Origin of the sequence: Actinacidiphila alni, assembly GCF_900112845.1 — a bacterium.
Lineage (GTDB): Bacteria > Actinomycetota > Actinomycetes > Streptomycetales > Streptomycetaceae > Actinacidiphila > Actinacidiphila alni.
The window spans coordinates 80,340-92,235 of record NZ_FONG01000015.1 but is presented as its reverse complement, the minus strand read 5'-3'; the positions used below and the strand labels follow the sequence as shown (position 1 = coordinate 92,235).

Below are 11,896 nucleotides of genomic sequence, written 5' to 3'. Positions count from 1 at the left end.
CCCGAACTCCACTCCGGAACGGGGGACTTCGCGATGATCCTGATCGGATTCGGCCTCGCGCTGGCCGTCGCCGCGTGCGTCGTCGGTGTCGTGCACGCCGTCGGGCTGCTGCGGGCCGACGTCAAGCTCCCCGACGACCTGGCCCTCGCCCTGGAGGTCGGCCGCACGCGTACCACCCGCACCGGCAACGCCATCGACCGGCTCGGCATCCGCTGGGCGCCCATGGTCATGCGGATGATGGGCCCGGCCCGGATCGCGAAGATGCGCGCCCGGATCGACCACGCCGGCCACCCGCACGGCCTCACCGTCGAGCGCTACGCCGCCCGCCGCGCCGTCTACGGCGGCCTCGGCGGCTTCGCCGCCCTCCTGCTGCTCGTCCAGGGCCACTGGTTCCTGGCGCTGCTGCTGGCCGCGTACGGCTGGTGGTGGGCCGACCTCGGCATCTGGCTGGCCGTACGCCGCCGCCGCGAGGACATCGAGCGCACCCTGCCCGACTTCCTCGACGTCCTCGCCGTCGTCGTCAGCGCCGGCCTCGGCTTCCGCCAGGCCCTGGAGCGGGTCAACGCCGTCTACACCGGCCCCTGGTCGGACGAGATCCGGGTCGCGCTGCGCCAGATGGACGTCGGCGTCAGCCGCCGCGACGCCTTCGACCAGCTCCGCAGGCGCAACCGCAGCGACCAGGTCGGCCAGTTCGTCACCGCCCTCCAGCAGGGCGAGGAACTCGGCGCCCCGATCGCCCGCACCCTCCTCCAGATCGCCACCGACATGCGCCGCACCGAGGCCCAGAACGCCCGCCGCCGCGCCGCCCGCATGGTCCCGCGCGCGACCGGCGTCATCACCACCCTCCTCGTCCCGGCGACCATGATCCTGCTGATCACCGGCACCGTGATCGGCTCCCAGATCCAGTTCGGCGACGTCTTCGGCGGCGGGGGGTGAGGCATGACGGTGCGGCGCGGGCTGGACTCCATGGCCAATACTGTGATCCGCTGGCCACACAGTGTGATCAACCGGCATGCTGGAAGCGCCAATTGGCGCACAACGGGCTGCGGATGCCCGAGGTTCGGGTGTACCTTTGCATTCGCAACCATATTTGCACCTGCAATCAGAACCGATCCGCTGCGGACGACCACACGACCAGCGAGAGGCGGTGCGCCGTGCACAACACCAACCCCGACGGGTTGTACGCGGGCGTCGCACGTATGCGTCAGGTGACAAAGGATGGGGCGAACGATCATGAACCGATGGCTGGTCCGGCGCTACACAACCGCCGAAATCTGGCTGCGCGACCACACCGACCGTCTGGCGACCACCCTCGCCACCCGCACCTCGACCCGCACCGACCGCGGCCAGACGTCATTCGAATACCTGGGCATAGCGGTGGTGATCGCCGTGATCATCGGGGTGCTGGCGGGGACGACGGATATCGGCACGAAGGTGAAGGACGGAATCAACTCGATGATCGACAAGATCATCGGTGGCAACGGCAAGTAGCAGGGCTCGGCGACGACCGGGGCCAGACCATTGGCATCTACATCGTCGCGATGGCGGCCCTCTTCTTCTTGGCGTTCGCGTTCTTCGCCGTCGGTCAGGCGGCGGTCGTCCGCAACAATTCGCAGACCGCCGCCGACGCGGCGGCACTCGCGGCCGTCCGCGCGGACCGGGACGCGCTGCGGGACGACTTCCTGGCCGCGCTGACCTCGGGCGACCTCGGCAGGCTCGCCGATCTCCTCGGGGACGGCGGGACACACCAGGCGGAGGCGTGCGCCGCGGCAGCCGAATACGCGGCCGACAACGGTGCGCAGGTCGACGGCGGCGGTTGCAGCCAGGTCGCCGGACCGCCCGGATACACCGTTTCGGTCACGTCGCTCGGCACGGTCGGAAAGTCGGTTGTCGACGGCACCGAGAACAAGAAGGCCCACGCGACCGCGACGGCCGTGATCGAGCCGCGCTGCACGCTGAGCGACGACAACGGCGACGCGGGCGGTACCGGCGACGCCGGCGGTACCGGTGCCACGGGTGGCGCCGGTGGAGGCACTAGCGGCAGCGGCGGAGCCGCCGACGGAGGCGCCAACGGCGGGGACGCCAACGGTGGTAATGCCAATGGCGGTGGCGACAGTGGCGGCACGCAGCATGCCAGCCCCGTCACCTTCGCCTGCCACGGCGGTGACGTGACGATCGATCCGACGGCAAGCGGTTTCGTGCTGGACCTGTCGACTTTCTACTCCGTCCATTTGAGCAAGTGACGGCGGCCGAGCGATGAGGGAACGGGGAACGATGCGATACGGGCGCAGGGCGACGATTGCGGTGGCGCTCGCAGCCAGCGCCGCCATCACGCTGACCGGCTGCGGCGGTGGGGGAGGAGGCGGCGGGAACAAGGGCGGTGACAAACCGTCGGCGTCCGCGACCGCGTCGAAGACCTCCGGGGCGGGTGCGGACGGCGGGGACACCCCGTCGGCGACGCCCACCCAGGTGCTCGCCCAGATCAAGGGTGAGAAGGACATCGAGGTCACCATCAACTCCGCCGTACGGGATTCCGGCGGGTTCGTCACTGTGCAGGGCGTGGTCACCAACAACGGCACGAACATCTTCAACGCCGACAGTTGGGTCGGCAACGAGACCGCCCTGTCTGCCTCCGGCGCCTCCGTCGCCGGCGCCGTCCTGGTCGACGAGGCGGGCAAGAAGCGGTATTACGTGCTGCGGGACACCGACGGCAAGTGTCTGTGCACGATGAAACTGCTGAGCATCCAACCCAAGGAATCCCGCCCCTTCTTCGCCCAGTTCCCCGCCCCACCCGCCGCCACCACCCAAGTGGACTTCGAGCTCCCCACCATGCCCCCCGCCAAAATCACGATCTCGGAGGGGTGAGCCCGGATGAAGCCGCGTGGGAGTGGCGTGTCCGCGAGTGTGGTGCTCGTGCTGGTGGTGGCCGCCGGGACGGTGGCCGGGGGGACGGGGGTGGCGGTGGCGGATACGAATCCGCCGCCGTCGGCCGGGGATTCGACACCGACGGCACCGGTGAAGGTCGATCCGACGTCGCCGAATCTGAAGCTGCCCGAGGGCGCCACGCTGGCGCCGCCGAAGGTGCTGGACATCGTGTCGGTGAGCGACGAGTCGTCGACGAAGGCGAGTCAGCCGGAACAGCGGCAGGAGACGTCGAACTCGACGGTGACGTACGCGCTGCAGTCGGAGGTGCTGTTCAAGAAGGACAGCGCGGTGCTGTCGCCGACGGCGACCTCGCGGATCCAGGCGATCGCGAACGACATCACCGCGCGTCATGTGACGTCCCCCATCCGGGTGTTCGGCTTCACGGACAATCTGGGCAGCTCGGAACACGGCACGGTTCTCTCGAAGCAACGCGCCGACGCCGTTTACAAAGTCCTGGCAAGAGAAATGGACAAGGCCGGTGACTCGGCCCACACATTTCAGGTCCGCGGCTACGGCGAGGACTACCCGATAGCGGACAATTCCACCGAAAGTGGCCGCAGCCAGAACCGCCGCGTCGAGATCACTTTCACGCCACCTGCCGCATAACGTGCTGAGCGGTCGCTCGGACGCGGTACGGTGTAACTCCCCCCCTCGGGCCGGTTCGCTCTCCCCCCCCTGCGAGCCGGCCCGTTTTTCGTTTTCCGTCCCGTAGATTTGCCGCATGCGGAACAAAACGGGGAAAAGGTATGCCGCCGGGGTGCCGGCCCTCGCCGCCCTGGCCGTACTCCTCGGTGCCCTCGGCACCCTCTCCGGCTGCTCGGTCGGCGCCGGCGCGCCGGACGGCTGGCGCTATCTGCGGACGGACCCGCTGGCGGTCGCCGTTCCCAAGACGTGGCGGGCGACGCCGACCGGCGCGGTGCTGCGCGGCGCGGGCGGCCGTACGGACGGCGAGGTCACCGTGAGCGCGGCGGGGGAGACGGCGGCGCCCGGCAGCCCCGGCGCGGCCCCGGGCCCTGACAAGGCGGCCGCGGCCGCCCTCGCCACCGCCCGCAAGGAGTGGCTGGTCTTCGACGGCCACCGGGGCGAGGTGCTCAGCTACGTCCAGGCCGCGCCCGACGGCCGCCGCGCCTCCCGCACCGAGGTGCGGCTCACGGACGTCGCCGGGCGGCCGGTGACCGTACGCGTCTGGACGGTGGACGGCGCCACCGACGGACTCGTCCAGCGCGAGATCGTCAACAGCATCGAATTCGCCGAACACCCCGACCGCTAGGCCGTGTCGACCCCGACCCCGACCCCGACCCCGACCTCGGCCTCCAGCCGTACGCCCTTGCGCACGCCCCACGCCGCCAGCGCGCCGGCCTCCGCCTCCAGGACGTGCCGGGCGCGCAGCCGGGGGCGGCCGATCCGGCCGGGCGGCATCGTACGGACGGCGAGGACGCGCAGCTTGCGGTCCAGATAGGCCACGTCGATCGCGAACCGCATCCGTACGGTGTGGACGCTCGACGCCGGGGTCAGCAGCAGGGCGCCCTCGATGCCATCGCGGCCGAGCAGGCCGCGGGTGCGGGCACGGTAGGAGGCGGCGACCCGCAGTGGCACCTCGGCGGCGGGCGCGCGCAGCGTTCCGTCGGCGTCCCGCCAGCGTCGGCGCACGGTCGGCTCCCCGGGATCGTCGGTGAGGCGGCCGTGTACGGTCGCCCGGTGCATGTCTATCTGATCGTGGCCGCCGCCGTGTGGGGAATCGTGAGCGGTCTGCTGCTGCCGCGCGCCGCCCACCGGCTGGCCGTCCCGTCGGGCGAACCGTGGGCGGCGCAATGCCCGCGGGGGCATCCGTGGCCCGCGGGCGTACGCGGCTGGCTCGGGCCCACCCGCTGCCGGGAGTGCGGCGGCCCGCCGGTGCGCGCCGCGGGTACGGCCGTTGCCGCCGGGTCCGCGCTCGCCTGCGCGGCGCTCGCGGCCAGGGTCGGCGCGCACCCCGAACTCGTCGTCTGGCTGCTGCTCGTTCCTGTCGGTCTGGTCCTCGGCCGGGTCGACCTCACCGTCTTCCGGCTGCCCGACGTCCTCACGCTGCCCGCGCTCGGCGGCACCGCCGCGCTGCTCGGGCTCGCCGCTCTTCTTCCCGCCCACGACGGTTCCTGGATACGGGCGCTGCTGGCCGCCGTCGCCGTCGGCTTCGTCTACCTGCTGCTCTTCCTGATCAACCCGGCCGGCATGGGCTTCGGCGACGTCAAACTCGCCCCCACCCTCGGGCTCGCCCTCGGCTGGTACGGCTGGCCCACCGTCTTCACCGGCACCTTCCTCGGCTTCGCCCTCGGCGCTCTCGTCGGCCTCGGCCTCATCGCCACCCGGCGCGGCACCCGCAAGACGGCACTGCCGTTCGGCCCGTTCATGCTTGTGGCCGCTCTCGCCGGCCTTCTCCTCCACGGTTGAGGGTGCCTGATCTCCTGCGGAGTGCGGTGCGTGAGGTCTCCTGCGGAGGACGGTAACCATCAGGGGCACCCACTTCCGCCGGCGCAGCGCGCGCCCCCGCTCCGGGGCAGGGGCACCCTCCCTCCTGGGAGAAAGGGCACCCCTACTCCGGAGCGAGCCGCAGGCTAGGCGTCGGAGCTGACGGACCAGAGGTTGACACCCTCGGGCTCGACGGCGTGAGCGTCGATCGCGGCCAGCTCCTCCGTGGTGAGCGGCGCCGCACCGACAGCGGCGACGTTGGCCTCCAGCTGGGAGACGGAGGAAGCTCCGATGAGAGCCGAGGTGACCCGGGGGTCACGCAGCACCCAGGACAGGGCGAGCTGGGCCAGGGACTGGCCGCGGGCGGCGGCGATGTCGTTGAGGGCGCGCAACCGGGTGACCGTCTCCTCGTTGACGAGCGCCGGGTTGAGGGACTTGCCCTGCGCGGCCCGCGACCCCTCGGGGATACCGCCGAGGTAGCGGTCCGTCAGCAGCCCCTGGGCGAGCGGCACGAAGCCGATGCAGCCCATGCCCTCCTCCTCCAGGACGTCGAGCAGCCCCTCGTCCTCGATCCACCGGTTGATCATGGAGTACGAGGGCTGGTGGATGAGCGCGGGCACCCCCAGCTCGCGCAGGATCCGCGCGGCCTCCCGCGTACGGTCGGGACCGTAGGAGGAGATGCCGACGTAGAGCGCCTTGCCCTGCTGGACGGCGGACGCCAGCGCGCCCATCGTCTCCTCCAGCGGCGTGTCGGGGTCGAAACGGTGCGAGTAGAAGATGTCGACGTAGTCCAGGCCCATCCGGGTCAGCGACTGGTCGAGCGAGGACAGCAGGTACTTGCGCGAGCCCCACTCGCCGTACGGGCCGGGCCACATGTCGTAGCCCGCCTTGGTGGAGATCACCAACTCGTCGCGGTAGGGCCGGAAGTCCTGGGCGAAGAGGGTGCCGAAATTGGCCTCGGCGGCGCCGTACGGCGGGCCGTAGTTGTTGGCCAGGTCGAAGTGGGTGACACCGAGGTCGAAGGCGCGGCGCAGGATCGCGCGCTGCGAGTCGAGGGTGCGGTCGTCGCCGAAGTTGTGCCACAGGCCGAGGGAGACGGCGGGGAGCTTGAGGCCGCTGCGGCCGGTCCTGCGGTACTCCATCGAGTCGTAGCGCTCGTCGCAGGCGCGGTAAAGGGAACGAATATTCACGGACTCTGCTTATCACGCGGGCGTGTCCGCCCCACCTCCCCGGTTCGTCCGGCGGGGCCGGTGCGCAGTAGTGTGGCGGCCGGGCGACAGGCCCAGGAGGGGCTGGTGTGCGATGAATCTGCGCGACCTGGTGTACGGGCTGTACTCCCGCAGGGTGGAACGCCGGCTGGACGTGGCGCAGGGCCCCAAGCACATCGGTGTGATCCTCGACGGCAACCGCCGGTGGGCCAAGGCGGCCGGCAGCACCACCGAGCAGGGTCACCAGGCGGGCGCGGACAAGATCGCCGAGATGCTCGGCTGGTGCGAGGAGACCGGCGTCGAGGTGGTCACCCTGTGGCTGCTGTCCACCGATAACTTTGACCGTCCCTCGGACGAACTGGTCCCGCTGCTCGGCATCATCGAGGACGCGGTGACCGGCCTGGCGGAGACCGGCCGCTGGCGGGTGCACCACGTGGGCACCATGGACCTGCTGCCGCAGCGCACCCAGACGGTGCTCAAGGAGGCCGAGCAGACCACCCGTACGGTCGGCGGCCTGCTGGTGAACGTGGCGGTCGGCTACGGCGGCCGCCAGGAGATCGCCGACGCCGTACGGTCGCTGCTGCACGAGCACGCCGGGCGCGGCACCACCATCGAGGACCTCGCCGGGATCCTGGACGTCGAACACATCTCCGAGCACCTCTACACCCGTGGCCAGCCCGACCCGGACCTGGTGATCCGCACCTCCGGCGAGCAGCGGCTGTCCGGTTTCATGCTGTGGCAGAGCGCCCACTCGGAGTACTACTTCTGCGAGGTTTTCTGGCCCGCCTTCCGCAAGGTGGACTTCCTGCGGGCGCTGCGCGACTACGCCGCCCGGCACCGGCGCTACGGGGCCTGAGAAGCCGTTTTCCGGACCTCCGACGGCCGGTTCCCGGCCATGTTTCGGCCGGTTTTGGGCTCGGAATGGCCGGTGAGCGGTCGGTGACCGCACGATGACCGTCGGATGACTGTCATATGCATCCGCATGGGCGGGGGTTTTCCAGGGCATATCACTGGCAGACCGGCATCCGGCCCATGGCTGCCGGTACCGCAGTTCGACCTCTCCCGAGGGGGTTCGTCCACACGTGGTGACCAGCAAGAACCGCCGTGATCACGACCGGCGCACATACGTACTCGACACCAGCGTGCTGCTCGCAGACCCCAATGCCTTCGCCCGGTTCGACGAGCACGAAGTGGTGCTTCCGGTCGTCGTGGTGACGGAGTTGGAGGCCAAGCGCCACCATCCCGAACTCGGCTACTTCGCCCGCCAGGCGTTGCGGCTGCTGGACGAGTTCCGGATCCGCTACGGGCGGCTCGACGCACCGATCCCGATCGGCGACGTCGGCGGCACCCTGCGCGTCGAGCTCAACCACTCGGATCCCGGGGTGCTCCCCGCCGGATTCCGGCTCGGTGACAACGACTCGCGCATCCTGGCGGTCGCCCGCAATCTCCAGGCCGAGGGGTACGACGTCACCGTCGTCTCCAAGGACCTGCCGCTGCGGGTGAAGGCGTCCTCCGTCGGCCTGCTGGCGGAGGAGTACCGGGCCGAGCTGGCGATCACGTCGGGCTGGACGGGAATGGAGGAACTGCTGATCGGCGCCGAGGAGGTGGACCGGCTCTTCGCGGAGGAGACGATCGACCTGCCGGCGGCGGACGGTATGCCGGTGCACACCGGCCTGGTGCTGCAGTCCGAGCGCGGCAAGGCGCTCGGCCGGGTCACCGAGGACGGCCGGGTGCGGCTGGTGCGCGGCGACCGGGAGGCGTTCGGCATCCACGGCCGCAGCGCGGAACAGCGGATCGCGCTCGACCTGCTGCTCGACCCCGACGTCGGCATCGTGTCGATGGGCGGGCGCGCGGGCACCGGCAAGTCGGCGCTGGCGCTGTGCGCGGGCCTGGAGGCCGTCCTGGAGCGCCGCCAGCACCGCAAGGTGATGGTCTTCCGTCCGCTGTACGCGGTCGGCGGCCAGGAACTGGGCTATCTGCCGGGCAGCGAGGCGGAGAAGATGAGCCCGTGGGCCCAGGCCGTCTTCGACACGCTGTCGGCGGTCACCTCCAAGGAGGTCATCGAGGAGGTCGTCTCGCGCGGCATGCTCGAAGTGCTGCCGCTGACCCACATCAGGGGCCGTTCGCTGCACGACGCCTTCGTGATCGTCGACGAGGCGCAGTCGCTGGAGCGCAATGTGCTGCTGACGGTGCTGTCGCGGATCGGCGCCGGATCGCGGGTGGTGCTCACCCACGACGTGGCGCAGCGCGACAACCTGCGGGTGGGCCGCTACGACGGCGTGGTGGCGGTGGTGGAGAAGCTGAAGGGCCATCCGCTGTTCGCCCACATCACGCTCAACCGTTCCGAGCGGTCGCCGATCGCGGCGCTCGTCACCGAGATGCTGGAGGACGGCGGGGCCTGACCGGGAGTCGGGACAGGATCCAGGCGCGGCCTGAAGTGTCCTGATTTACAGACTAATAGCGCGAGTTGAGGCTGCTGCGTCCCGCGGAAAGGGCGCAGCAGCTTAGCGTTTCAGGAAGCCCTGCGCAGAGATTTACCTCCGTCCGCAGCGTGTGAGCTTTGCCACTCAACCGGAAATTGCCGCGCGGCGTCCTCGTACGGCAGGGTGTGAGGCTGTCAGGCCCCGCTTATGGCACTCCTACACCTCCAGGGGCGTAGGAATTGACAGCACCACACAAATCCACATCGACCGCCATGAGCCGCCCGAGCAGCACGCGGACCTCCCGAGGGAGTTCGCACCGGGCCAGTGCCCCCGTGACCGACCGGCCCGTACGGCGGACCGGCAAGAAGGGGACCGTGCCAGGGGCACGATTTCGTCCGTGAGGTCACCAAACGGGCGATGCTGGAAGGAAACCGTGTGAGCCGGATCTCGGTCCGGGGATTCGCGGTGGCTTCGGCCACTGCGGTCACCACTGTGGGCGCCGTCGTCGGCGTCGCGTCGGGTGCCGACCAGGGCTCTTCCGAGCCCGTCGAGGCCGCTGGCACGACGACCCTCCTCGCGGACATTCCCGCTGGACAGCAAGTCCAGCAGGCTTCGCTGACCGAGCAGGTGCAGGCGCAGTCCGACGCCGCCGACGCCACGGCCAGGCAGACCGCCGAGCAGGACGCCCGCGTCCAGGCGGCCAAGGACGCCGCGGCCAAGAAGAAGGCGGCGGACGAGGCGGCGGCCAAGGAGAAGCTGCGCAAGCAGGAAGAGGCCGCGAGCAGGGGCGGCGGCGACTCGCGCGCGTCCTTCCCGGTCCAGGCGAGCTACACGATCGCCCAGGTCAAGGCGATGGCCCAGCAGATCGTCGGCGCCGACCAGTTCTCCTGCTTCTCCAACATCGTCACCCGCGAGAGCGGCTGGAACTACACGGCGACCAACCCGTCCTCGGGTGCGTACGGCCTGGTGCAGTCCAACCCCGGCTCCAAGATGGCCTCGGTCGCCTCCGACTGGCGGACCAACCCGGCCACGCAGATAAAGTGGGGCCTCAACTACATGAACAGCCGTTACGGCAGCCCTTGCGGCGCCTGGCAGTTCTGGCAGAGCCACAACTACTACTGAGCCGACCGGCGGTAGTGACGCACGACTTCCCGTGAGCCCCCGAGCCCCGCGCCCGGGGGCTCACGCGTGTCCGTGACGCCTCGCGCGGAAGGTTGATGCGGGAGGCAACCCTCCCGCCGAATACCATCGTCATCCTCAGCAGTTCCACAGCGACGGCCGACGGGGTCACGACGGGGCAGGGGAGAGCAATGCCGGACAAGCGCCACTGGAGCGCCGTGCTGGCCTCCGGGCTGGCCAACCTCGCCGGACGGATCGACGAACGCCAGGCATCGGTGAACGCGACCCGGGGGGCCGACGCGGTCATCGACGACATCATCCGCGACCCGCGGCCCGGCACCGGTGCCGAGGCCGAACCGGCACCGGACGGTACGGCACCGGCCGAGGACGCCGCCCCCGCGCCGGAAGCGGTGAAGACCGCCGCGCCCGCCACCCCCGCGGCCGTGCCCGTCCCCACCGCCGCGGTCAAGCCCACCGCCGTCTCCGTACCCGCGCAGCGCACCGCGCCGCCGCTCGCCGATCCGGTGGCGGCCGTGCCGTGGAGCATGCGGGTCGGCGCCGAGATCGGCTGGCGGCTGCTGGTGCTCGCGGGCACCGTCTGGGTGCTGATGCGGGTCATCGGCGCCGTCCAGCTCGTCGTGCTCGCCTTCACCGCGGGCCTGCTGATCACCGCGCTGCTCCAGCCGTTCGTGGCCCGGCTCAAGCGGCGCGGGGTGCCGCGCGGGGTCGCCACCGCGATGGTCTTCGTCGGCGGCTTCGTCATCATGGGCCTGGTCGGCTGGTTCGTGGTCTGGCAGGTGATGGACAACATCGACAATCTGTCCAGCAGCCTCCAGGACGGTGTCAACGAGGGCAAGAAGTGGCTGCTCAACAGCCCCTTCCATGTCACCGACGACCAGATCAACCAGGTCGCCAAGAACCTCCAGGCGGCGATCGGTTCCAACACCAAGGCGCTGACCGACGCCGGGCTCCAGGGCGTCACCGTCATCGTCGAACTGCTCACGGGCATGCTGCTGGCGATGTTCAGCACGCTGTTCCTGCTCTACGACGGGCCGAACATCTGGAACTGGTTCCTGCGGCTCTTCCCCGAGGCCGCGCGGGACGGGCTGGCCGGCGCCGGGCCGCGCGCCTGGCGGACGCTCACCCTGTACGTGCGCGGCACCGTGATAGTCGCTCTCATCGACGCCATCTTCATCGGCGTCGGCATCTTCTTCCTCGGTGTGCCGATGGCGGTGCCGCTGGCCGTCGTCATCTTCCTGTCGTCCTTCGTGCCACTGGTCGGCGCCGTCGCCTCCGGTTTCATCGCGGTCGTGGTCGCGCTGGTCACCGAAGGGCCGTTCACGGCGCTGATGGTGCTGGTCGTCGTGCTCGCGGTGCAGCAGATCGAGGGGCACATTCTTCAGCCCTTCATCCTCGGCCGCGCCGTCCGCGTCCACCCGCTGGCCGTCGTCCTCTCCGTCGCCGCCGGTTCCATGATCGCGGGGATCGGCGGGGCCGTCGTCGCCGTCCCCCTCGTCGCCGTCGGCAACACCGTGGTCGGCTATCTCCGCGCCCACGCCAAGGAGAAGGCTTTGGCTTTGGCCGCAGTCACGAACGAGCCCCACGGTGCCACCGCCTACGAGGTCGCCCCCGTCGCTCCCCCCGCCCCGGTCGAGCCCGAGCCCGAACCCCGCCTGACGGAAGAGGTCGCCCCGTAGGGGCGCGGGGAACTGCGCGGCCCGCCCCCACCGGGCCGGTGGTCGCACAAACAACAGTGTCTGCCCCGCTGGGGGCGGT

The 11,896-nt window shown here is 70.5% G+C and carries 13 protein-coding genes; 11 read left to right on the top strand and 2 right to left on the bottom strand.

The window, feature by feature from the left end; genetic code table 11:
- The first annotated feature begins 33 nt into the window (after positions 1–33).
- From BM076_RS23710 to BM076_RS23685, 6 genes are all read left to right on the top strand, one after another.
- Positions 34–936, top strand: a complete 903-nt coding sequence (locus tag BM076_RS23710) for a DUF5936 domain-containing protein (RefSeq protein ID WP_093715703.1) — start codon at positions 34–36, stop codon at positions 934–936.
- Positions 937–1,233: 297 nt separating this feature from the next.
- Positions 1,234–1,491, top strand: coding sequence for a hypothetical protein (locus tag BM076_RS23705; protein WP_245796258.1), 258 nt, complete (start codon positions 1,234–1,236; stop codon positions 1,489–1,491).
- Positions 1,492–1,520: 29 nt separating this feature from the next.
- Positions 1,521–2,243 carry a pilus assembly protein TadG-related protein gene (locus tag BM076_RS23700; protein WP_265737112.1) on the top strand — a complete coding sequence of 241 codons (723 nt, stop codon included), beginning with the start codon at positions 1,521–1,523 and terminating at the stop codon, positions 2,241–2,243.
- Between the two features lie 61 nt (positions 2,244–2,304).
- Positions 2,305–2,865 (top strand): hypothetical protein, encoded by a 561-nt coding sequence (locus BM076_RS23695; protein ID WP_107416983.1) that lies wholly within the window; start codon positions 2,305–2,307, stop codon positions 2,863–2,865.
- A gap of 27 nt (positions 2,866–2,892) precedes the next feature.
- Positions 2,893–3,531 carry an OmpA family protein gene (locus BM076_RS23690; RefSeq protein ID WP_245796257.1) on the top strand — a complete coding sequence of 213 codons (639 nt, stop codon included), beginning with the start codon at positions 2,893–2,895 and terminating at the stop codon, positions 3,529–3,531.
- A gap of 115 nt (positions 3,532–3,646) precedes the next feature.
- The gene (locus BM076_RS23685; RefSeq protein ID WP_143120625.1) at positions 3,647–4,195 is read left to right on the top strand and encodes a hypothetical protein; all 549 of its coding nucleotides are present in this window, start codon (positions 3,647–3,649) and stop codon (positions 4,193–4,195) included.
- On the opposite strand, the gene BM076_RS23680 is transcribed toward BM076_RS23685, so the two are convergent.
- Positions 4,192–4,629, bottom strand: coding sequence for a DUF192 domain-containing protein (locus BM076_RS23680; RefSeq protein WP_093715698.1), 438 nt, complete (start codon positions 4,627–4,629; stop codon positions 4,192–4,194). The genes BM076_RS23685 and BM076_RS23680 overlap by 4 nt on opposite strands.
- Here BM076_RS23680 and BM076_RS23675 point away from each other — a divergent pair.
- Positions 4,624–5,352, top strand: a complete 729-nt coding sequence (locus BM076_RS23675) for a prepilin peptidase (protein ID WP_093715771.1) — start codon at positions 4,624–4,626, stop codon at positions 5,350–5,352. The genes BM076_RS23680 and BM076_RS23675 overlap by 6 nt on opposite strands.
- 164 nt (positions 5,353–5,516) lie before the next feature.
- On the opposite strand, the gene mgrA is transcribed toward BM076_RS23675, so the two are convergent.
- The gene (mgrA, locus tag BM076_RS23670; RefSeq protein ID WP_093715697.1) at positions 5,517–6,560 is read right to left on the bottom strand and encodes an L-glyceraldehyde 3-phosphate reductase; all 1,044 of its coding nucleotides are present in this window, start codon (positions 6,558–6,560) and stop codon (positions 5,517–5,519) included.
- A gap of 112 nt (positions 6,561–6,672) precedes the next feature.
- Here mgrA and BM076_RS23665 point away from each other — a divergent pair, with 112 nt between their 5' ends.
- The 4 genes from BM076_RS23665 (at position 6,673) to BM076_RS23650 (ending at position 11,817) form a co-directional block, all read left to right on the top strand.
- Positions 6,673–7,434 (top strand): isoprenyl transferase, encoded by a 762-nt coding sequence (locus tag BM076_RS23665; protein ID WP_093715696.1) that lies wholly within the window; start codon positions 6,673–6,675, stop codon positions 7,432–7,434.
- A gap of 226 nt (positions 7,435–7,660) precedes the next feature.
- Positions 7,661–8,980 (top strand): PhoH family protein, encoded by a 1,320-nt coding sequence (locus BM076_RS23660; RefSeq protein WP_093715695.1) that lies wholly within the window; start codon positions 7,661–7,663, stop codon positions 8,978–8,980.
- A gap of 456 nt (positions 8,981–9,436) precedes the next feature.
- Positions 9,437–10,123 (top strand): aggregation-promoting factor C-terminal-like domain-containing protein, encoded by a 687-nt coding sequence (locus BM076_RS23655; protein WP_456151212.1) that lies wholly within the window; start codon positions 9,437–9,439, stop codon positions 10,121–10,123.
- A gap of 188 nt (positions 10,124–10,311) precedes the next feature.
- The gene (locus tag BM076_RS23650) at positions 10,312–11,817 is read left to right on the top strand and encodes an AI-2E family transporter (protein ID WP_177246575.1); all 1,506 of its coding nucleotides are present in this window, start codon (positions 10,312–10,314) and stop codon (positions 11,815–11,817) included.
- Positions 11,818–11,896 lie beyond the last annotated feature (79 nt).